Origin of the sequence: Actinoplanes sp. NPDC089786, assembly GCF_040684855.1 — a bacterium.
In the GTDB taxonomy this organism is placed as follows: domain Bacteria; phylum Actinomycetota; class Actinomycetes; order Mycobacteriales; family Micromonosporaceae; genus Actinoplanes.
Map to the genome: position 1 here is coordinate 39,252 of NZ_JBFBGU010000025.1, position 21,469 is coordinate 60,720.

A 21,469-nucleotide genomic window follows, 5' to 3' on the forward strand; every position below is an offset into this window, starting at 1 on the left:
TCGATGCGGCCCGATCGGGGCGACAGCTGACCAGCTTGCGGTTGGTGCATCGAGACTGCTGGGGATCGGCGGGCGGCTCACGTGGCCTGTTGATGGCCACGTGAGCCGCCCTGGTCGCCGACGCCCCCTCCGCGCCGGCGCCCGTTCTTGGCCGGCCGCCGTTCTTTGTCGGCGGCTCGGGGCGTCGGCGGGGCCGGCGGGGGAGCTGGCGTGCAGGTTTGGTTTGGCGTTCCCCGCGCTTGAGCGTCTATGCCTCGTGGGGTCTTTGGGCGATCAGATCTGCCCCGATGGGTGGTCTTCGCCTGGGCGGATCTTGTGCCTGGCCGGTGGGGCTTCTTCGCCGACACCTTCCTGATCTAGGACGACGGGCTGCTCCTGGTCAGGTCAAGCGGGAGAGCGGGGAAGTGGTTCGTTCGAGGGTGGGGGTGGAGGGCGTGTGGGCTGTGGGTGGGGAGGCTTCGCCTGGCTCTCGGTCAGTAGGGCGGTGACCGGTGACGTGCTCGGGGGATGGGGTGGTGGGGCGGGGCGGACGCGTTTGGGCGACGGGTTCTGGAAGGGCGGGGTGGAAGCGGATGGTGGCTTGAAGGTCTGCGTTTGGGGTCGCGGCGGGACATTGAAGAGAAGGGGATCAGGGCCGCTATTGCTATTGCCAGGAAGAGGCGGGCGTTTGTCCACAGGGGAGTTCCTAGGGCCGTTATGGGGAGGAGCATTACGGCCAGGACGGTGATGGGCCACGCGGCTTGGGACGGGGTGATGCGCGGTAGGCGGCCGCTTATCGGCGACCATGCGCTCAAGCGTGATTTGAACGTGCCCGGCGTCGACCTCCCGTTCGGCGTGGCGTCCACGATTCGGCCGTTGGGCGCCGGGGCGGCTGGCGGCTGCTGGGTGGTGGTGGGGGCAGGCAGTCCGCGGGTGGTGGTGGGCGCCGGCAGTCTGCGGGTGGTGGTGGTCGGCATTTCGCGGGTGGTGGTGGGCGCCGGCAGTCTGCGGGTGGTGGTGGTCGGCATTTCGCGGGTGGTGGGGGCCGGCGGTGGTGGGCTGGAAACGCCGGTGGTCTGAGGCTGGGGAACGCGGGTGGTCAAGGGGAGGAAGGCGGCCAGGACCAGCCAGGTTTGGTGGTGGGTCCAGGAGACGGGGGAGAGGACGACGCTGGCGGCGCCGGTGATTGTTGTTGCGGTTAGCCAACTGTTGTTTCTGGCTGCTTGGGAGGCTCGGTATAAGGCTGCGGCGGCTATGGCACCGCCGACGGTGATGGTTATTGCTGTTCTTGGGTCTGGGGGGAGGTCCAGGCGTAGGAGCATGCCGTTCAAGGACTGGTTGCCTGGTGAGGTGATGTGTCCTAGGCGGCTTACGTGGAAGATCTCTTCGGTCCAGAAGCGCCAGGTGTCTGTGGGGGCGGCAATGGCGGCTGCGGTGGTGCAGGCGGCGAAGGTTGCGATGGCGCGTAGGGCGGCTCGGCGGTTGGCGGCCAGGAACAGCATCGGGATGAAGATCAGAGGGGTCAGTTTTATGGCTGCGGCTGCTCCGATCAGGACGCCGGACCACTTGGTTCTTCTCAGCGCCAGGAGGTCGGTGGCTACCGCGGCGGTCAGGAAGATGCTCACCTGGCCGAAGCGGATGTTTGAGCTGAATGGCGCGGACAGCGTCAAAGCCAGGGCCGGCCAACCTGCGTTTCTGGTCAGGAGATTCGGGGTGGAGGCGGTGGCTGAGAGGGAATGGGCGGCCAGGAAGGCCAGGGCGGCGACCGTTGCGATGGTGGCTGCGGTCCAGAGGAATTGCACTGTTGCCACGGGGAGGTCGGCCAGCGGGCGGAACAGCAGGGCCGCGAATGGTGGGTAGGTGAAAGGCGCGTCGCCTCGGATGAAGTCGTAGAGGCTGGGGGAACTCACCGCGCCCAGATAGACGTGGAGGTCGGACAGGCGGTCTTCGACGGGGCGGGACAGGGCGGCCCAGGCCGTCACGGCTGCTGCTGTCAGTGCTCCGGCCCAGGCCAGTTGACTGCGTCCCATGGTAGGAACTCTACATAGGGGGTCGGCGGCGGGCTAGGGCTGTGGTGAAGCCGTTATGTGGGAGTGGGTTCGGTCAGGCGGAGGGTCAGGGCGGCGGCCAGGAGGGCGGTGGCGGCCAGGCCCGCGGGGTGGGTGGCGAAGCCGAAGCCGAAGACGGCGGAATGGTCGAGGACGCGGTGGGCCAGGGCTGTGGGATCGGCTGCGGCCAGGAGGGTGGCCTGGCAGGCGGCGACCGCGGTCAGGGCTGCCGTGCCGCCGAGTGTCGCCTGGCGCCGGGGTGAGCCCGCGGGACCGAGCGCGATGGTGACGGCGCGGCGGGCGAGGGCGGTGGCGCGGCGGGCGGCGGCGCGGCGGGCGGCGGCGAGACCAATGAAATCGCGGTCGGCGGTGGCGCGGCCGGCGGAGGGGAGGCCGGTGGAGGCGCGGCTTTGGGGTTCTGTCGAGGTGGCTGCCTGGATGCGGCGGGAGAAGGCCAGGGCCAGGACGAAGACCGTGCAGAGGAGCAGGGGTGCGGTCAGGACGGTGGCGTTGCCCAGGAGTACGGCTGAGGCGTGGGTCGGGGCGGCGTCTGCCGGCAGGAGTGCGGCTGGGCTCAGGACTGGGCCGAAGGCGGTCGTGTCGGCGGGAAGCAAGGAGAGCGGGAACCACAGCGGGGCCGACCACGGGCTGATGCCGAGGGTGTGCGCGGCGTTGAGGGAGCCGGCGACCGTGGCGGCGATCAAAGAGATGACGCTGCCGGCCAGGAGAGTGGCGACGCCCGGTCCGCGGAAGGCGGTGGCCGGCCGCCGGGATGCGCGGCGGGACGTGGGCGAGCCAGCGGGGGAAGGGAGTGCGGCGGCGCGGCGGGTGGAGAGGAAGAGGGTGGTCAGGAGGGTTGTGGACCAGGTTGCTATGGCGGGGGCCACGTCTTGGAAGCCCATGAAGGGCATGACGGATACCGCGTTGCCCAGGAAGAGGAAGGCGAAGAGAGGCGGGGTGATCAGGGCGGTGGCCGCGAGGGGGGAGAGGCGGGTTCGGGTGGCCGCCACGGCCATCAGGGCTGCCGCGGGGAGGATCAGCCAGGGGGCTGTGGTGTGGACGGCGTTGCTCAAGGTGGCCGCCAGGAGGGTGGCGCCGGCGGCGGTTGCCACGGTTGTTGTGCGGTGGGACCAGGACGGGCCGTCTGCTGTCGGTGCCACGGCGAGACTGCCCGCGTACATCAGCATTTGAAAGCGCGATGAGCGCAGGACGGACAACTCAGCCTGCCACTCACGCAGCAGGTCCGCGGCGATGTCGGGGGGCCAGCGGCGCGCGGCCACGGCCAGCAGAAGAAGGCAGAGCCTCATGCGGGGGACTCGCCCAGGACGGGAGCGCCCGACATCTGCTGTCGCATCGCCGCCACCTCGCGCCGGGCGGACGTCGCACCCTCGGCGGTCAGCAGGTAGTAGCGGCGGGCGGGGCGGCCCTCGGCGGCCGGATCGGTTTCTTCCCAGCGCGACTCGACCCAGCCGGCGCGTTCCAGGCGGACCAGGATCGGGTAGAGCGTGCCGCTGGGCAGGCCGGTCGCCTGCATGAGTTGCAGGCCGTAGCGCTCGGCGCCGCCGGCCGCCAGCAGCGCGGCCACGACCTTGAGCACCGACGCCGTCATCCTGGGCATGTACGCACACTACATAGGGTCGGCCACCCGCGGAAGGGTCACCGTGACCACCAGGCCGCCGTCCGGCCTGGCCATGGCCCGGGCCTCGCCGTTGTGGGCCCGCGCGACCGCCCGGACGATCGACAGGCCGAGGCCGGCGCCGGGGGAGGCCAGGCGTTCCGTGCCGAGCCGGCGGAACGGCTCGAACAGGCCCTCGACCTCGTACGGCGGCACCACCGGTCCGCTGTTGCCCACCTCGACGAACGCGTTCGGCCCGTGCGTGCCGGTGACCACGCACACCCAGCCGCCGGGCACGTTGTGCCGCAGACCGTTCTCGATCAGGTTCTGCACCATGCGTTCGAGCAGCACGGGGTCGCCGTGCACGGGCGCCTCGGCCAGCTTGGTGTCGGCGGTGTCGGCCACGTGGTCGGCGATGTCGGCCAGGTCCACGTAGGAGTGCGCGGCCGGCTCCCGCTCCGACTTCGCCAGCATGAGCAGGCCGTCGATCAGGCGGCCGTGCCGGTCGTTGATGGCCAGCAGCGTGTCGCCGAGCTGGCGCATCTCGGGCGGCACCCGCTCGGGGGTCAGCGCGACCTCGAGCAAGGTCCGGTTCAAGGTCAGGGGGGTACGCAACTCGTGCGACGCGTTCGCGATGAACCTCCGCTGCCCGTCGAAGGCGTGGTCCAGCCGGGTCAGCATCAGGTCGAACGTGTCGGCCAGCCGTTTGATCTCGTCGTCGGGACCTTCCAGGGCGATCCGCTCGCGCAGGCGGCCGTCGGCGGCGGGCGCGTCGGCGATCCGGCGGGCGGTGGCGGTGATCCGGTTCAGCGGTTGCAGCAGCAGGCCGGCGATCAGCCAGCCCAGCGCGATCGCCGCCGCGGCGACGATGACCAGCGCGAGACCGCCCTGGGTGAGCAGCGTGTACACCGTGCTCTCCCGCGCCTCCTCGGTGAACCGCTGGATGACGGTGGTGTCGCCGCCGACCAGGCCGGGGTCCGGGATCTTCGCCCGCACCATCAGGTTGGAGGGCAGCTCCCGGGACACCAGCACCGCGGTGACGCCCAGCAGGATCAGACCGGCGAGCAGGAACAACCCGCCGTACACGAGGGTCAGCCGGAGTCTCATCGGATGCGGTACCCCACTCCCGGTTCGGTCAGCACCACGGCGGGATCGCCGAGTTTGCGGCGTAGCTTCAGGATGGTCATCCGGACGGCGTGCGTGAAGGGGTCGGCGTTCTCGTCCCACGCCTTCTCCAGCAGCGACTCGGCCGAGACCGCGGTCCCGTCGGCGCGCAGCAGCTCGGCCAGCACCGCGAACTCCTTGCGGGACAACGGCACATAGCGGCCGTCCCGGAACACCTCGCGCCGGTGCGGGTCGAGGCTGATCCCGGCGCGGCGCAGCACCGGGGGAGCGGCGGCCCGGGACCGGCGGCCCAGCGCGGCCACCCGGGCGATCAGCTCGCGCAGCTCGAACGGCTTCGGCAGGTAGTCGTCGGCGCCAAGTTCGAGCCCGTCGACCCGGTCGTCGACGCTGCTCGCCGCGGTCAGCATGATCACCCGCATCGGCCCGCCCACGTCGGCGATCCGGCGGCACACCTCGTCGCCGTGCACCACCGGCAGGTCGCGGTCGAGGACCACCACGTCGTAGTCGTGCACATCGGTGCGTTCCAGGGCGGCGCCACCGTCGTAGACCACGTCCACGGCGTGCGCCTGCTGCCGTAGTCCGGCCGCCACCGCGTCGGCCAGCAACGGCTCGTCCTCGACCACCAGGATGCGCATCCCCATATGGTGACCCACGGTTACGTCATCCGGGCGTCACCGTTTTCGCTGACGCCCGGGAAATGCGACACGTCCTTGACTGGGCGGCATGCGAAGAACACTGCTTCTCATCCCGGTCCTGGCGCTCGCGGCCTGCGCGCCGCCCGCGCAAGATCCTTCGGTGGCGACCGCGAACGGCGGCGCCACCCCGACGGCCAGCGCCGCCGCCACCGGCAAGGACGGCGGCTTCGACCCGACCAAGCTCGCCAAGTGCATGCGGGAGAACGGCGTCCCGGACTTCCCCGACCCCGAGGTGGACGGGGGTCGAATCTCGATCAAGATGCCCGAAGGCGTACGCCGGGAAGTCGCCGAGAAGGCGATGCAGGCGTGCAAGCAGTTCCAGCCGAACGGCGGCCAGCCGGGCAAGGCCGACCCGGCGATGACCGCGAAGCTGCGCGAGCTGTCCAAGTGCATGCGGGCCAACGGCGTGCCGGACTTCCCGGACCCCAGCGCCGACGGCGGCATCGAGATCAAGAACGACAAGGACGGCGGCGGCATCGACCCCGAGAGCGAGTCGTTCAAGAAGGCCGAGGAGGCGTGCAAGCAGTTCCGGCCGGAACCGCCGGACGGCAACGGCCAGAAGGACGTCGAGCAGAAGGCGGGTTCGTGAAGCGGGCGGGGGTGGTCGTGGCCGCGGTCGTCACCGTGGGCGCGGCCACCGCGGCCGCCGTCATGGTCGGGCTGCCGGAGGCGGAGGGCGGCAGCGGCGGCGAGACGGACGCGATGCCACCGGCCACGGCCTCCGTCACGCGCGGCACGCTGATCGACCGCGAGGAGAAATCCGGCGATCTGGGGTACGGGGACACGACGGCGATCTCCGCCCGGTCGGACGGGACGCTCACCGCGATCGCCGCCGCGGGCACCACCCTGACCCGGGGCCGACCGGTGTACCGCCTCGACAACAAGCCGGTCGTGCTGCTCTACGGGACGCTGCCGGCGTACCGGACGCTTCGCTCCGGTCTGGACGGCAACGACGTCAAGCAACTCGAGACGAACCTGTGGGCGCTGGGCTACCGCGGCTTCACGGTGGACAAGGAGTACACCTCGGCCACCGCCGGCGCCGTCGAGGAGTGGCAGGACGACCTGGGCCTCACCGAGACCGGCACGGTCGAACCGGCCCAGGTCGTGATCGCCCCCGGGCCGGTCCGCGTGGACAGCCTGAGCGCCGCCAAGGGCGACCTGGCCCAGCGCGGCGCCGCCCTGCTCAACCTGACCTCGACCACCCGCGTCGTGGAGGTGCGGCTCGAGCTGGCCGACCAGCGGCTCGCCAAGGTCGGCGCGGCCACCCGGATCACGCTCCCGGACGACAGCACGGTGGCCGGGAAGATCACCAAGGCCGAGACCGTCGTCGTGCCGGGCGAGGGCCAGGAACCGGACAGCACCGCCATCGAGGTCACCGTCGCCTTCGCCCAGGGCAAGCAGCCGAAGGGCCTGAACGAGGCCGCGGTGTCCGTGGCGTTCACCGCGTCGCAGGCCAAGGACGTGCTGACCGTCCCGGTGGGCGCGCTGCTGGCGCTGGCCGAGGGCGGCTACGGCGTCGAGGTGGTCGAGGGCTCGGCCACCAAGATCGTCGCCGTCAAGGCCGGCATGTTCGCCGACGGCAAGGTCGAGATCACCGGCGACGGGATCGCCGAGGGCACCGTCGTGGGGGTTCCGGCATGACCGGGCCGGCCGTCGTCGAGCTCGAGCGCGTCTCCAAGACCTACGCCGGCGGCGTCACCGCGCTGGACGACGTCAGCCTCCGGATCGAGCGCGGCGAGTTCGTCGCGATCGTCGGCCCGTCCGGCTCGGGCAAGTCGACGATGCTCCACCTGATCGGCACACTGGACCGGCCCTCGTCCGGGTGGGTCAGCATCGACGGGTACGACGTGAGGGTGCTGTCCGACCGACAGTTGTCGGCCCTGCGCGCCCAGCGGATCGGCTTCGTCTTCCAGCACTTCCACCTGGCGCCGGGCCGGGACATCGTCTCCAATGTGGCCGACGGGCTGCTCTATTCGGGCGTACCCGAGAAGCAGCGCAAGCTGGCCGCCGAGGCCGCCCTGGTCCGGGTCGGGCTCGGCGACCGTCTCACCCACCGGCCGCACGAGCTCTCCGGCGGCGAACGGCAACGCGTGGCGGTGGCCCGGGCGGTGGTCGGCGAGCCGACGCTGCTGCTCGCCGACGAGCCCACCGGCAACCTCGACTCGGCGTCCGGCGCGTCGGTGATCGAGCTGCTCACCGAGCTGCACGCGGCCGGGACCACGGTCCTGGTGATCACCCACGACCTGTCGATCGCGGGCTCGCTGCCGCGGCAGGTGCCGATGATGGACGGGCGGGTGATCGCATGATCGTTTTGAGAAAGATGCGGCCGAGGGACGTCCTGCTCGTCGGCGCGACCGGTCTGCGGGCCCGGCCGACGCGCGCGGTCCTGTCGGCGCTGGGCATCGCGATCGGCATCGCGGCCATGGTCTCGGTGGTCGGCATCTCCGCCTCCAGCGCCGCCGACCTGGACCGCAAGCTGGCCGCGCTCGGCACCAACCTGCTGACCGTGGGGCCGGGCCGGACGATGTTCGGCGACGACGCCTACCTGCCCGACGAGTCGGTCGCCATGATCGGGCGGATCGGCCCGGTCCGGCAGGTCGCGGCGACCGGCGCGGTGCCGGACACCAAGGCGTACCGCAACGACCGGATCCCGGCGGCCGAGACCGGCGGTCTTTCGGTACGCGCGGCCGGCCTGACCCTGCCGGGCACGGTCGGGGCCTCGCTGCGATCCGGCGTCTGGCTCAACGCGGCGACGGCGCGATACCCGGCGACGGTGCTCGGCGCCGAGGCGGCCACCCGCCTCGGCATCGGCCGCGTCGGCGTGAACGTGCTGCTCGGCGGCCGTACCTTCACCGTGGTCGGCATCCTGGAGCCGGTCCCGCTGGCGTCCGAACTCGACAGCGCGGTCCTGATCGGCTGGCCGGTCGCGCACGACCTGCTGGGCTTCGACGGGCACCCGACCACGGTCTACACCCGCGCCGACGACGCCCAGGTCACCGCGGTGCAGGCGGTGCTGGCGGCCACCGCCAACCCGTCGGCGCCGAACGAGGTCGAGGTGTCCCGGCCGTCCGACGCGCTGGCCGCCCGGGAGGCCACCGACCAGACGTTCACCGCGCTGCTGCTCGGCCTGGGCGCGGTGGCGCTGCTGGTCGGCGGCATCGGGGTCGCCAACACCATGGTGATCTCGGTGCTGGAACGCCGCTCCGAGATCGGGCTGCGCCGTTCGCTGGGCGCGACCCGCGGCCAGATCCGCACCCAGTTCGTGGCCGAGTCGCTGCTGTTGTCCCTGCTCGGCGGCATCGGTGGCGGGGTGCTCGGAGCGGTGGTCACCTCCGGGTACGCCGTGCTACAGGGCTGGCCCGCGGTCGTACCCGTCTGGGTGCTCGCCGGCGGCGTCGGCGCGACCGTGCTGATCGGCGCGCTGGCCGGGCTCTACCCCGCGGTCCGCGCGTCCCGGCTCTCCCCGACGGAGGCCCTGGCCAACGTGTGATCGCCGGCGGGATGGGCGACATCCGGTTCGCCGAGTTCCTTGAACTCGCGGCGAACCGGATGTCCGGTCAACGCCACCAGCCGCAATGTGGCCCGTCCGCGGGGTGGGTGGCCAGCGTTCAGAATCGAAACATTGACGAAACGCACTGTTCATACCTACAGTTTCAGCACGAGAGAGCGCTCTCTCTGACGGCTCAGGCCGGTCGCAATCAGTGGAGGCGTGATGGAACCAAGCGGTCCTCTCCGGTCTTTCCGGACTCTCGTTCTGACGGTCGCCGCGGCCGTCGTGGCCGGCGTCGGAGCGGTCGCCCTCAGCGGCACGGCCGACGCGGGCACGGTCGGCTCGGGAAGCTACACCGAGACCCTGCCGGCCGGCGCCAGCCTGCCGGTCGGCTGCGGTGACCTGGCCACCAACCCGCGCCAGTTCATGACCGCCAACGCGCCGGCCGGCCCGGTGCCGACCAACGACTGGTGGTCGTCGCTGGTCTACAAGAAGTTCGACTGCGCGTACAGCGAGAACCTGCACGCGCACCCGACGAGCTACGACACCACCTCGGGCGGGCTGGGTTTCTCGTACAACACCACGCCGCAGATCAGTGGCTCGTCCACCGGTGTGGGCGAGTACCACTACATCTACCAGGAGGATTTCACCGCCGGGGTGGCCGGGCTGAACGCCCCGCGGACCCTGGTCGACTCCTGGACCGACTGGACCGTCACCCCGTACTGGAGTGACGGCACCCGCACCATGAAGGCGACCATCGGACACGGGCTGCCGTTCGCGTACTTCCAGGTCACCGGGGGCAACGCGCAGATCACCGCGAAGAGCACCCCGACCATCTGGTCCAACAGCGGATCGCGGATCGGCTACTCGGTCGCCGGCAAGGACTACGTCGCGTACGCGCCGACCGGCGCCACCTGGTCGGTCAGCGGCAACGTCATCACGTCCACGCTGGGCGGCAAGGGCTACTTCTCGATCGCGGTGCTGCCGAGCGGCGTCGCCGACAAGGTCGCGCTGGCGACCAGCTACGGCGCCTACGCGCACAACCACGTCACGGGCACCCGGGTGTCGTACTCGTACAACCAGGCCACCAGCCGGGTCAACACGACGTACGCCTACACCACCACCGCCCGCGAGGGTTCGGGCAGCGGAACCGTCATCGGGCTGTACCCGCACCAGTGGCGGGCGTTGACCGGGTCCACCCCGATCACACCGACCTACGTCACCGCCCGCGGAGCCATGAAGGTTCTGGTGGGCGCTTCCTCGTACACCACCTCGGCGGTCTTCAACGGGGTTCTGCCCGAGGTGCCCGCGGTGGCCGACAGCGCCGGCGCCGACCTCGCCACCCTCAACGGCTATCTCGACCAGGTCAAGAACAACCCGGTCAGCCCGGTGAACAACGACACCTACTGGACCGGCAAGGCCCTCGGCATCGGCTCGCGGATCGCGGAGATCGCCGACCAGCTCGGCCGCACCGACGTACGCGACACCGCGCTGGCGGCCATCCGCACGCAGCTGAACCAGTGGCTCACCGCCACGCCCGGCGAGACGCAGAAGCTGTTCTACTACGACCGGAACTGGGGCACGCTGATCGGCTACCCGGCGTCGTACGGGTCCGACGCCGAGCTCAACGACCACCACTTCCACTACGGCTACTACATCGCCGCCGCGGCGACACTGGCCAAGTTCGACCCGTCATGGGCCGCGAACTCGGCGTACGGCGGCATGGTTGATCTGTTGATCCGCGACGCCAACAACTATGACCGCGGCGACAACCGGTTCCCGTACCTCCGCGACTTCGACATCTACGCCGGGCACGACTGGGCGGCCGGGCACGGCGCGTTCTTCGCCGGCAACAACCAGGAGTCCTCGTCCGAGGGGATGAACTTCGCCAACGCCCTGATCCAATGGGGACAGGCGACCGGCAACACCGCGATCCGCGACGCCGGCGTCTTCATCTGGACGACCCAGTCGGCCGCGATCAACGAGTACTGGTTCGACACCCGCAACGAGAACTTCCCGGCGGCGTTCGGCCACGGCACGGTCGGCATGGTCTGGGGCGACGGCGGCGCGTACGCCACCTGGTTCGCCTCGGCGCCCGAGCAGATCCACGGCATCAACATGCTGCCGGTCACCGGCGGGCACTTCTACCTGGGCAACGACCCCGCGTACGTGCGGCGTAACTACGCCGAGATGGTCACCAACGCCGGCCACGAACCGGCGCTCTGGCAGGACATCGCCTGGCAGTACCTGGCCCTCGGCGACGGCGACGCGGCGCTGACCAAGTTCCGGGCCAACAGCGGCTACACGCCGGAGGAGGGCGAGACCAAGGCGCACACGTTCCACTGGATCCGCAACCTGGCCGCCCTGGGCACGACCGACCTCACCGTCACCGCGAACCATCCGCTGGCCCGGGTCTTCACCAAGAACGGCGCCAAGACGTACGTCGCCTCCAACATCACCAACTCAGCGCTCACGGTGACCTTCTCGGACGGCCGGGTGCTCGCGGTGCCCGCCGGTCGGACGGTCGCCAGCGGGGCCCTCTCGTGGTCGGGCGGCAACGCCACCGGCGGAGGGATCACGCCGCCGTCGGACCCGCCGTCGGACCCGCCGTCGGACCCGCCTTCCGATCCGCCTTCCGATCCTCCGACGGACCCGCCTTCTTCCCCGGTGCGTCATCTGCAGGCCGGCGGCGCCCTGACCGCCGAAGCCGGGAGTGCCGGCACCGCTACCGTGGCCAAGTCGACGGGCGCCAACGACAACCAGCCGCACTCGCCGACCACGTTCACCGCGACCGGGCTCAACCTGGCCTACCGCTCCGGCGGCGCGACCGCCTTCGGCCTCTCGGTGGACTCGGCCACCTCGGTCGGCAACGCCACCCAGGTCCGCGTCTCGTACGACCTGACCGGCAACGGCAGCTTCGACCGGGTCGAGACGTTCCGCTACTTCGCCACCGACCCGGTCACCGGGTGGGAGCGGTACTCCGAGGCGGCCGGCCAGATCACCACCACCGGGGCCTTCGGCAACCTGGCCAACGGGACGGTCAAGCTGGAGATCTGGAGCGCCATCGGCTCGGCGCCCAGCACGGTGTCGCTGGGTGCGCTCTCGACGGTGACCCTGCCCTATCAGTGACCTGACGCACCCTGAACCCGCGATCGTGGGTTCAGGGTGCCTCGGTCAGCGCCCGCGTCACCTCGGCGGCGTCGAATCGGGCCGGGTCGAAGTCCTCGGCCGACGTAAGCCCGAGCCAATCCAGCCGATCCGAGTGTTCCGGGTGGGAGGGGTCGGCGAGGATGTCGACGAGGTCGGCATATCCCCAGACGCCTCCGCAGTCGTCGGGCGGGGCGGCTCGTCGGCCGGCTGTGCAACGCGGGTACGGCACAGCCTTGCGGTCGAGGAGTTTCTCCACCACGATCTCGTGCTCCCAGTTGTCACCGAAGTCGTAGAGGTACTCCACCTCGTCACCGAGGGCCGGTGCGATCTGTTCCAGCGTCACCGGCTTCTCGGCGCGGTGGCCCAGCTCCCGGTCGGCCTGGCCGAACGCGCCATATGGCGTCCGGAACACGTGCAGGTGGCTGTCTTCCCAGCCGAAGGCCCTCTGGATGATGTTGTGCAGGTCGGTCAGGCCGGTGTCGCCGGGCAGTTCCAGACGCCGCCAGATCGGCGGCTTCGCGCCACGCAGACCGACCTTGATCTGATAGATCGGAGCCGGCCCGTCGGACTTCTTCCGCTTCGCCGGCAGCTTGCGGTCGGCCGTGCGGCGCGGCCCTCGGGCGACCGGCATCCCGATCGCTTCCACCGGACCCGATCGGTCATCGTTGCCGTGCCCGGCCGGTGGGCGCGACGGCTCAGGAAGATCACTCATCCGGGTACGCAGCACGACGGCCAACGTGTAATAGTCGGGTCCGTCCTCCGCCGTGTCGTCGTCCAGGCCCAGATCACCGTCTTCCAGGTCGTGGTCCGCGCGTGCGTCGAGAGCGCGTTCAACCTGCCAGCGGAGCTCGGCGGGATCCAGATCCTCGGCGTCGAGCGGCCCGGCCTGGATCTTCTCCGTCAACTCAGCCATCGCCTCGCCCGGAAACAGCAGAATGTCAACCGCCGCGTCACAGTCGGTGTGGTCGACCTGAACGAGGAAACCGTGCGAGCGCCCAGCCCGCTCGAAGGAACACAGCAGCATCGACCCCACGCCGGCCGGGTCACCGTAGCGACGACAGATTCCCGCCCGGACCGGTTCGTCGAGCTCTTTCAGCCAGGCCGGCGCGGGCAGTCCGCCGTCCACAAGACGCCGGACGGCATCCGCGGCCCCCGACTCGCTCTCCACCGCGCCGATCGCGGCCAGCACGCCGACGGACTCGGCAGTGGACAGCTGCGCCAGCGCCGGAACGATGCCGTCGGCCAGCGACTCGGTGAACTCCTCGCCGGCCATTCGTCCCGCGGCCACGAAGCTCGCCCCGAACAGCTCCGCATCCAACGGGTCATCAGCCCCGAGGATCTCGCCGGCACTCGCCGCCAGATCATCGATGAAGGCTTGCGGATCGAACTCCGCACCCGAACACTCAGGGCAGTCGCATTCCTCCGGAACGGCGACCACCGGGCGAACAACCCGCAGATCGGACCGGCGGGACCTTGCGTTCTTCCGACCACGGCTCACAGGACTCACCGGACCATCCTGCACCCTTCGCTCTCAAGACCTCATCGGGCTCACCCGGCCGATGTTCGGAGAGGTCCGGTCGGCGCGGCTAGTGCGACGGCGGTGAGCGCGTCGACGAGTGCATCGAGGTGCTCGCCCACCATCCACGTCTCGGCCTTGATCACCGCAAGACCGTCAACGATCCCTCGTGAGCTGCCGTCCGTGCTGGGAGCAAGGGAGCGTCCGTAGGGCCGGGCTGGGCCGCTGAGAATAACTCCAGCGTCCTGCCGGAGATTGCTCGCGAAGCGGCAGAAGCCGCCGCTCGCCTGGCAGCAGGACCGATTCCCAAGAAAGAAGAAAGAGCAGCTCAAGGCTGCTCTTTTTGAGCGCGCCCGGCAGGATTCGAACCTGCGACCGACGGATTAGAAGTTCCGGGTGGTACGTCCCGACCATAGTTCCCCGGTCCGAAGGGTGCCTATCAGTCCTGGTAGGCAACCCTCCGGGTCCTGATCCGTAGCCAAGGCTCATGGTCAGTCCGCGGGCGTCCGGGCTCACATCGGGCTCACCTGACCCGGCGACTCTTATCCGAGCGGCAGACCCATGTTGCTCATCAACTCGGTTGCGGATGCAGTGAGCACGGTGGCCAGAGAACTATTGGCTGCCGCGCCCAACCCGGTCAGCGCTCGGCTCATGAAGGTCTTGACCTTACTGGCGTCCGGGGTGCTGCTGGCCAGTTCGCCGTCGATGCTTTCCAGGTTCGCGCGGACCTCATTCTCCTGGACGCTGGGCAGGTTGAGAACGGGAAGGGCGTCTTGGATTGCTCGCAGCATGTTCTTCAGTTCGTCTGCCGCCAGGCCGCTGTTGGTGGATGCCGTCTGTGTGACGTGTTGACTGTCCCAGGCCACGTTGCCCGAGACCGGCCCGTTGAAGGTCACAGTGTTCTGGGCACCGTTGTTGCCGGCTTGGTGCCGCAGGTAGTTGCTCACGGATCCTCCGAACTGTTCAGCACAGTCAATGCCTTGAGGCGTGGTCAGACGGGGACGGGCAATGACGCCACCCCATACCTTGAAGCCGGTGATGAGCCCGACGCTCTCCAAGTAGCCGACTGCCGCGTCCAGATCCTCGGTGCTGATCGGAAGGCCCTCGAAGAGGAACGCAGGGTTTTGCGAGATGGGGTGGACGTCTGGCGCCTCGTGGTTGGGCCTGCCGTGAAGCCACCGAATGACAGCATCGCGAGCAGCGACGTTGCGGCGGATCGGGTCGTTTCGGCGTGCTCGTCGGCTCTCGACGTCGACGCGGCCGGCGTGAGTGATGACCATCGACGTGCCTTCGAAGCCCATCGACTCGGCGAGCTTGATTAGGCCAGCCCGGTCCAGGTCCCGGAAAAGATCACGCCAGACTGGCTCGCTCTCGGGCGTCAGTTCATCAAGTTCGATGACGTCGAGTACGGACGGCATAGTGCCAGTCGCGTCCAGCGTGAAGTCATAGAGGGCGTCGAGCACGCGTATGCGACGCAGATTGGTTTCGACCATAGAAGTACCTCGGGTGTCAGTCGGAGATGTGTCAGTACCAGCGGCTATCTGCCGGGCGGCAACGCTGAACGGCTCGCCGGTCTGAGCCTGACGAGCGCGGATGGCGCGGCGTCGGCTGCGGTCGCGTGAGCTGGGAGTTTTGGCCATCGTGATCTTCCTCCAACGGAGTCCCCCACGCCCCTCCGCGAGTCACGGTGGTAAGCGCACGCTGCGTCACAGACGGCTTGTCCTCGGTCGTCGATCGGCGGCGGCGTGGGCGCCCTCGTTGATCGACTCGGAGTCAGGCCAGCGTGTTGGCCGAAATCAACGATGAGGTCGGTCGACCACTCGGCGCAAGATCGAGCCGTCATGGTTCACCCGATTGAGTGCCGTGGGGGGCCCGCTCTAGCGGCGCTCAGCGTTAGTTCGCAGGTGTGTACGCCATGGTCCTTGCGATGTGCGCTGTAGCTAAAGACGACCGGACCCGAGAAATCTGGCTTCAGTAGCTCGCTCTACAAGCCGCTCCCATGATGAGTGCTGGATCAGGGTCCGCGGCCGATGAGGCAAGGGTCACGGCCCCATCCCTGATGCCATGGAGCTCGCCGCTCGTGGTCACCTGCGGCAGCGGGTGGCAAACCTATTGCGCTTCCCTTCGCTCAAGCTGCCGTTCAGAATGTTCGACGACCGAACGGCAGGAGAACGACATGCAGCACATTGATCAACTAGGAATATTTTGGCTTGCTGATCACCCGGACGACACTCTCAGCGGCCGGCTGATCTTTGATCCGGCAGACCGTGCAGTGCGGCTGACGCTCATTGGCGCTTTCAGTGCCTCGTCAGCCGAGGACTCAAAACTCCGGATACTTGGCTGGGTCGGCACAGATCAAATAACGATCGAGAATGCCTATCATGCTGGTCGAAGCGCGCGTTCGCCTGGGCTGGAAGAAAGTTATTACAGAGCTAATCAGATGTTCAAGGGCCACCACCTGGAGGATGCCGAGCTCCACTTCGCGTCGACCCGTTTCGTCCTGGCGGACTTGAGTAGTTGGATCGGAGCTAAGGGATCAAAATTTGATCGCGTGACGGACGACCGCGGCAAGACTACTTACAAAATTGACTACGCGTTACCGGAGTCGAGCGAGGCCAGCTTCTCGCGCGGTAGAGTCTCTATTGTATTCGGCGCGACTTTCGAAAATGAAGCCACGGGAGATGTTGCTATCAAGCAAAGCGTGGCTGTCCGAATTGATTACGGCGCTCAGCAACCCATCAGGACGATCCGGAAAGACGTAAGCCGGATTCAAAGTCTGGTGATTCTGTGTACGGGTGCGTCGACCATCCTGGATAGCTTCGTCGTAAGTCGACCAGAAATTAAGGATAGGATGCTGGATGGTTCAGAATCAACTCACAGTAAGCTCATCGAGGTACTGGCCGCGCCTATCAACTACATCAGCACAGAAGAGCGCAAGCCTCAACCTGTGCATCGAATGCTTCTGACCTACGGGGAGCTTGGCGGCACTCCGGCCGTCGCGCGTTGGATCGATGAGTCAAAGGCATTCGAACGGCCACTCGAGTACTTCGTGTCTATTAGGCTTGCGAAGCAAATGTACGCGCAAAACCGGTTCCTCAACGCCACATTCGCCGCGGAGGCATTCCACCGCATTACCGTTGGGGGAAGCCGCAGCGCTGATTCGGATTTTCGGCGGATACTTGATGAGTGTGTTCGTGCTGTGCCGCAACACCATCGTGAATGGCTGGAGAGGGAACTCGTCCACAACGATGAGCCGACTTTGCGGCAGCGCTTGGTGGCACTCGTGAAGGAAGCCGACTCCTGCATCCGCCCAATTATTGGTAACAGTAAGCGGAGAGCTCGCTGGGCATTTACATGCTCACAAGTGCGCAACGAAGTGACCCACATCGGATCGCGAGTCGACAAGATCGATGGCGAGGACCTTTTCTTTCTGGCGGAGTCCGTATACGACGTCGTCAGAATTTGCTTGCTGCTTGTTGCCGGAGCCCCGGTAGAGGTACTTGAGCGTAAGGCAGCAAGTTACGCGACCACGTGGTACAAGGATCGCCTGTGGGAGAGAGTCGAAAAACTGCGGGAGATGCTTATGGCTGGTGCGTGAGCGCGCCCGTATGCCACTTTCACACCGCTATCGCGGCGTACCGACCTCTGCGCCTATGTGAGTTCCCTCGGTCGGGAACCCACATGGTGTGTGTTCGCAGTATCGATCCATAAGCCGACGGACGGTTGCCTAGCTCTTTTCTAGAACGTTTGGGCGAGACTCGTCGCTCGATGACGTTGCCTCTTCGAATTCACGCCAATTTGCAGATATGCTTATAACTGGGCCATCGCTTGTTTGCGCGTATTCAAATCTCTGGAAATAGTAGTCGTATTTCTTGCTATCTAGAGGGTGATGTTCCGAGAGGTTGCAAACCAGGAGTTCGGTATCTTCTAGTATTCTTAGCTGTCTTTGCGTCTCGGCCGGCGGGGCTTCCTGGCCGGCAAAGAATGAGTTTTTTACAATCAGGCCAATGACCCAATGAGAGAAATCAAATCGAGGGTCAGACTCTGGCTTTGTTACTAAGCCGAGTATCGAGTCGGCTCTGATGTCTTTCCGCTGCATCTGAAGAATTGTGACCGACTCTGACTCGCGCGGCCGAAGGTATAGGTTCTCATGTACACCAATTGTATTGCATAATTCGAGAAGGGGTCTGGTGTCGAGAGGATGTCCTTGGAACTGGAACGATATATTCACGCTCCGTACCTGCCGTGAGTGGTGTGTCGATATGGTCGCGGCTATGGTGTAGAAGCCACCGTCGCACACGTCTGTGTATAGGAATTCCTCGCTGTCATGAGCCTTTTCTGTCTTAGCTCTATATTCCCAATTCTGGAGCTCGGCAACGAATTCATGCGCGCCCCATCCATGCCAGTTCCGGCGTGCTTGCTGGATGCTCCACCGGGCCTCAGGTGTGACCCAGCCGAGATCGGCTGCCGTCCTTAACAAATTCTCTACGCCTTCGGCGTCGTGTACTGGTGGACTGATGTCTAGAGTTACCCCAACGCCGCTGGCGATGACCCAATCAATATCCGGTAGGTCGTGAGTAAAGACGAATTGGCCAAAACGACCAGCGCACTCGACTAATTGTGTTCGGCTGCTGTCGGACCACAGCACCTCATATTCCGTGCGGGGTAGCTGCACCAACCGCTTTTGGTTCTTCAAGGTAGGCTCATCCAGAAGAACTTCACCGTCCGTAATTAATGCTTGACGCTTGCGCCACAGAAGATCTGAAAGGCTACGGAATCCGGAAGCCACTTGTTCCAGCTCGCGACCGGAAATTAAGAGAATTGCCTGACTCCTATTTGCCAGGACCTCGGTCAGGACCGGCTCGGTAAATCCCTCGTAGCTTAAAAGAATCCCGACGGCGTGGGTATCGACTCGCCGAAGTCTGGACCTAAGTGAGTCGACATCGTCGATGTTCGCTTTATCGCTTCGCCACTTGCACTCGACCAAGTAGATGTCTCCGACCTTGATCGCAATAAGATCTGTTTGTCGCGGGCTGGCGGATCCAGGATTGAGTTGGACGCGAAAGTGTTCGCGCCGGAAGAGTGCCGCTGTGATCGTTTCCAAATGTCGGCCGCGTTCCGCTGGGCGAGGGTTGTGTTGTGCGGATAGGAGAAGCTCTCGCAAATCGTTGTTGTGCACGTGCAGCTCCGTGTCGAGAGTCGGTGGTTTGCAGCCCAGTCGGACGCAGGACTCTATCGCACGTGCAGGCAATCTGCCGCTGACACTAGGCATGATCCGCACCTCGACCGCAGGTGCCCCTTCGGCCTTCTTGGAGGTGCCGTGCGCGATCTGCCGGTGTCCCCTCGGCTAGAGAGTTGATCCGTAACCGCGTTAGGTGTAGACCGTGAGGCACTGTCAGGTGGCGATATGGGTGTCACCGCATAACAACAGGGGGCTGCGGGTGGATATAACGTAAGGCGGGTGAGAAGTGACTTTGTGGCTGCGCTTTGCCGACGTTTACTGTAGGTCGAACTCGCCGTGACGTATGCCGTCTATGAAGGCTACCCACTCATCTAGAGAGAATGTCAGAGTGCCGCTATTGCGGTCCTTGGTGTCTCGGACAGCTACCAGGTCGGGGAGGTTGGTGGCTACCTCTACGCAGTTGCCCTCGCTGCCACTGCGGCTGGACTTGCGCCAGATGGCGCCGTCGAGGTTGGGCTTCACTGCGACCACTCCCTCAGCCTCTGTCGGATCAGGTGGTTGGAGCCTGGTTGATCGAGTGCCACTCTATCGAGGTCGGCCCAGATTCTTGAGTAGCTTTCGACCTCGTTGGGCTTGTCCAGGTAGAGGGCTCCGGTGGGATGCTCCGAGTAGATGGTGGTGGGCTCGGGGCCGCGCACCGGTGTCTCCTCCGGGAAGTCGAGGATGACGAAGGATCCGTGGAAGGCCCGGTGTGGGCCGGCGGCCAGGGGCGCCACGCGGATGGTGATGTTGGGGCGCTCGGACAGCGTCAGCAACGTCGTCAGCTGGTCGACCATGATCTCTGGGCTGAAGCCGCGTAGCAGGGCCGCCTCGCTCAGGAAGATGTCCAGGTCGGGAGCTCTTGGATCGCGGCGGGTCAGGATCTGCTGGCGTTGCAACCGGATGGCCATGCGGCGCTCGATGACGTCGGACGTGGGGTCGTTGACAATGCCTCGCGAGATGATTGCGCTGGCGTAGGGAGCGGACTGGATCAGTCCGGGGATCACCTCAGCCTCGTACTGCCGGAGGCGGGATGCTGCTGCCTCCATGCCGAGGAACAGTTCGAACCACTCGGGGATGTCGGAGTACGTGTGCCACCAGCCCTTGGACTTGGTCTCGCGGGCCAGCGTCTTCAGCGCGGCGGTTAGCTCGCGGTTGGCGCCATAGAGCCGGCACATCGCCTCGACGTCGTTGGGGTGGATGGGGACCTGGCCTGTCTCGTAGCGCCACAGGCGAGGTTTCGACCACTCCAGGGCGGTGACCACCTGCGTCACCGTCAGGCGGGCGCCCTCCCGCAAGTCTCTGAGCCTGCGGCCGAGCTGACGGCGAGGGACGGTCGATCCGATGTGCTCATTCGTCACCGTGTAACTCCCTCGCCGGTCGGCACGTAACCAGGTTCCAGGTCTCCGCGTAACGCTCATCGGGCGTTCGGACTCTTCTCGGGCCATTCTGCCGCGTAATCATTGCGCGAGGTAGTCCCACGACTAACCATCGATGTCCACGACCGTCACATCGCTCCTGGAGATGTCGGCGGGATGACTGAGTGGAGGGTCGATGGGAATCGGTACGGTGGCGGCGGCGCTGGTGCTCGGCTTCTTGGCCGGCGTGCTCGCCTTCAAGACGAAGAGTCGATGGTGCCCTCGGTGCGGCACGCTGACGTTCGTCGCGCTGCCTGAGTGTCACGGCGGCGAGACGTCCAAGCTGCCTCCGGCATCGTGACCGCCGCGGAGATGGCCGTCGTCGAGCACCAGCCTCGTCGGCCGGGCTGGCGTTGCCGTACCTGCGGTGATGAGTGGCCGTGTCTTGAAGCGCGGATCTGCTTTGTCGTGCAGTCCCTTACCTGTCGCACCGCCGTCTTCGTCTACCTCGCATTGTGCTTGGCGGAGGCTGCCGCGGACTTTGCCGAGTCATGGATCGTGCCGGACTTGTACGGGCGGTTCTTGGGCTGGGCCGGCACCAACGAGAGGACTTCGAAATGATGCGGGATGAGCTGTTGCAGCGGATCGCTGCTCTGCCCGAGGACGCCGACGTCGGGGTTCAGATCGGCGAGGAGCATCTCGACATCGCGGAGGTCATCGTCTGGGGCGAGGACCAGTTCGGTGCGCTCAGATGCGATGCCGCGGATTTACGCGACGTGTTGATCTCGTGGGGACTTCCCACACAGGCGCACCGTTCGTAGGGTCGGGTTCGGGTTGACCGAGGACAACACCCGTCAACCCCCGTCATCTCCCGCGCGCGCGTCGTCGGACGTAGCGTGGCGGTATGAGCACACAAGGATCTCGCGGCGATTGGTGGCGCGGTGCCCCTCAGTGCCAAACTTTCTCAAGAAATTTTGGCCCGGACTGGGGACCGCTTTTGCGGACGTAAGCGTCCCGTTCTGGATTCATCAATCGCTGCCGGACGGCCATTTCCGTAAGTGAAGTCCGTGCCCCCACAACGGCACTTGCGGCATTCGAAATTGGGCTTACTCTGGCTCCAGGGCCACGGTGCACAGTGCCTTCGATGCTTGTCTGATGGGGGATCGGTGTGGTCGATTTGCAGACGGCAACGGTTGGGCTCGTGTCCCGCTAGTTGCGGCGTGATGTCGGCAGTCCACAGTGTCCATAGTCGGTGCGGCTGATCTGGCTGAA

Annotated in this window: 18 protein-coding genes and 1 pseudogene; 9 read left to right on the forward strand and 10 right to left on the reverse strand. The window is 66.7% G+C overall.

Annotated features, from left to right (window positions below):
- Nucleotides 1–723 precede the first annotated feature (723 nt).
- Complete coding sequence (locus tag AB0O15_RS40725) at nt 724–1,059, forward strand: hypothetical protein (RefSeq protein ID WP_364331214.1); 336 nt, start codon at nt 724–726, stop codon at nt 1,057–1,059.
- A 134-nt stretch (nt 1,060–1,193) separates the two neighbouring features.
- On the opposite strand, the pseudogene AB0O15_RS40730 reads toward AB0O15_RS40725, so the two are convergent.
- The 5 genes and pseudogenes from AB0O15_RS40730 to AB0O15_RS40750 all read right to left on the reverse strand — a co-directional run.
- Nucleotides 1,194–2,009, reverse strand: a pseudogene (locus tag AB0O15_RS40730) (glycosyltransferase 87 family protein); the annotation flags it as partial.
- 53 nt (nt 2,010–2,062) lie between these two features.
- Nucleotides 2,063–3,334 (reverse strand): hypothetical protein, encoded by a 1,272-nt coding sequence (locus tag AB0O15_RS40735; RefSeq protein WP_364330969.1) that lies wholly within the window; start codon nt 3,332–3,334, stop codon nt 2,063–2,065.
- Nucleotides 3,331–3,645: a PadR family transcriptional regulator gene (locus AB0O15_RS40740; RefSeq protein ID WP_364330970.1), complete on the reverse strand. Its 315-nt coding sequence runs from the start codon at nt 3,643–3,645 to the stop codon at nt 3,331–3,333. The genes AB0O15_RS40735 and AB0O15_RS40740 overlap by 4 nt, the downstream gene beginning before the upstream one ends.
- A 9-nt stretch (nt 3,646–3,654) precedes the next feature.
- Nucleotides 3,655–4,749 carry a HAMP domain-containing sensor histidine kinase gene (locus AB0O15_RS40745; protein WP_364330971.1) on the reverse strand — a complete coding sequence of 365 codons (1,095 nt, stop codon included), beginning with the start codon at nt 4,747–4,749 and terminating at the stop codon, nt 3,655–3,657.
- Nucleotides 4,746–5,402 carry a response regulator transcription factor gene (locus AB0O15_RS40750; protein WP_364330973.1) on the reverse strand — a complete coding sequence of 219 codons (657 nt, stop codon included), beginning with the start codon at nt 5,400–5,402 and terminating at the stop codon, nt 4,746–4,748. The genes AB0O15_RS40745 and AB0O15_RS40750 overlap by 4 nt, the downstream gene beginning before the upstream one ends.
- Nucleotides 5,403–5,490: 88 nt before the next feature.
- Here AB0O15_RS40750 and AB0O15_RS40755 point away from each other — a divergent pair, with 88 nt between their 5' ends.
- From AB0O15_RS40755 to AB0O15_RS40775, 5 genes are all read left to right on the forward strand, one after another.
- Complete coding sequence (locus AB0O15_RS40755) at nt 5,491–6,051, forward strand: hypothetical protein (RefSeq protein WP_364330976.1); 561 nt, start codon at nt 5,491–5,493, stop codon at nt 6,049–6,051.
- Entirely contained in the window at nt 6,048–7,103 is a 1,056-nt protein-coding gene (locus AB0O15_RS40760; protein ID WP_364330978.1) for a peptidoglycan-binding domain-containing protein, read from the forward strand. The genes AB0O15_RS40755 and AB0O15_RS40760 overlap by 4 nt, the downstream gene beginning before the upstream one ends.
- On the forward strand, nt 7,100–7,768 hold the full coding sequence (locus AB0O15_RS40765) for an ABC transporter ATP-binding protein (protein WP_364330981.1): 669 nt from the start codon (nt 7,100–7,102) through the stop codon (nt 7,766–7,768). Before AB0O15_RS40760 ends, AB0O15_RS40765 begins: the two co-directional genes overlap by 4 nt.
- Nucleotides 7,765–8,952: an ABC transporter permease gene (locus tag AB0O15_RS40770; RefSeq protein ID WP_364330984.1), complete on the forward strand. Its 1,188-nt coding sequence runs from the start codon at nt 7,765–7,767 to the stop codon at nt 8,950–8,952. Before AB0O15_RS40765 ends, AB0O15_RS40770 begins: the two co-directional genes overlap by 4 nt.
- Before the next feature lie 285 nt (nt 8,953–9,237).
- The gene (locus AB0O15_RS40775; RefSeq protein WP_364330987.1) at nt 9,238–12,081 is read left to right on the forward strand and encodes a glycosyl hydrolase; all 2,844 of its coding nucleotides are present in this window, start codon (nt 9,238–9,240) and stop codon (nt 12,079–12,081) included.
- A gap of 31 nt (nt 12,082–12,112) precedes the next feature.
- On the opposite strand, the gene AB0O15_RS40780 is transcribed toward AB0O15_RS40775, so the two are convergent.
- Both AB0O15_RS40780 and AB0O15_RS40785 read right to left on the reverse strand, forming a co-directional pair.
- Nucleotides 12,113–13,420 (reverse strand): plasmid pRiA4b ORF-3 family protein, encoded by a 1,308-nt coding sequence (locus tag AB0O15_RS40780; protein ID WP_364330989.1) that lies wholly within the window; start codon nt 13,418–13,420, stop codon nt 12,113–12,115.
- Nucleotides 13,421–14,160: 740 nt separating this feature from the next.
- A complete protein-coding gene (locus tag AB0O15_RS40785; RefSeq protein WP_364330992.1) occupies nt 14,161–15,111 on the reverse strand; it encodes a hypothetical protein in 951 nt (316 codons plus the stop codon).
- Nucleotides 15,112–15,794: 683 nt separating this feature from the next.
- Between AB0O15_RS40785 and AB0O15_RS40790 the strand changes: the two genes are divergently transcribed.
- A complete protein-coding gene (locus AB0O15_RS40790) occupies nt 15,795–17,216 on the forward strand; it encodes a HEPN domain-containing protein (RefSeq protein WP_364330994.1) in 1,422 nt (473 codons plus the stop codon).
- A gap of 129 nt (nt 17,217–17,345) precedes the next feature.
- Here AB0O15_RS40790 and AB0O15_RS40795 read toward each other — a convergent pair whose 3' ends face one another.
- The 3 genes from AB0O15_RS40795 to AB0O15_RS40805 all read right to left on the reverse strand — a co-directional run bounded on the left by AB0O15_RS40795 (nt 17,346) and on the right by AB0O15_RS40805 (nt 20,200).
- Nucleotides 17,346–18,797 (reverse strand): restriction endonuclease, encoded by a 1,452-nt coding sequence (locus AB0O15_RS40795; protein ID WP_364330997.1) that lies wholly within the window; start codon nt 18,795–18,797, stop codon nt 17,346–17,348.
- Nucleotides 18,798–19,115: 318 nt separating this feature from the next.
- On the reverse strand, nt 19,116–19,331 hold the full coding sequence (locus AB0O15_RS40800; RefSeq protein WP_364331000.1) for a DUF397 domain-containing protein: 216 nt from the start codon (nt 19,329–19,331) through the stop codon (nt 19,116–19,118).
- Nucleotides 19,319–20,200: a helix-turn-helix transcriptional regulator gene (locus tag AB0O15_RS40805; protein WP_364331200.1), complete on the reverse strand. Its 882-nt coding sequence runs from the start codon at nt 20,198–20,200 to the stop codon at nt 19,319–19,321. Before AB0O15_RS40805 ends, AB0O15_RS40800 begins: the two co-directional genes overlap by 13 nt.
- 193 nt (nt 20,201–20,393) lie before the next feature.
- Between AB0O15_RS40805 and AB0O15_RS40810 the strand changes: the two genes are divergently transcribed.
- Both AB0O15_RS40810 and AB0O15_RS40815 read left to right on the forward strand, forming a co-directional pair.
- On the forward strand, nt 20,394–20,558 hold the full coding sequence (locus AB0O15_RS40810; protein ID WP_364331003.1) for a hypothetical protein: 165 nt from the start codon (nt 20,394–20,396) through the stop codon (nt 20,556–20,558).
- Nucleotides 20,559–20,814: 256 nt separating this feature from the next.
- Complete coding sequence (locus tag AB0O15_RS40815; protein WP_364331006.1) at nt 20,815–21,018, forward strand: hypothetical protein; 204 nt, start codon at nt 20,815–20,817, stop codon at nt 21,016–21,018.
- Nucleotides 21,019–21,469: the final 451 nt, after the last annotated feature.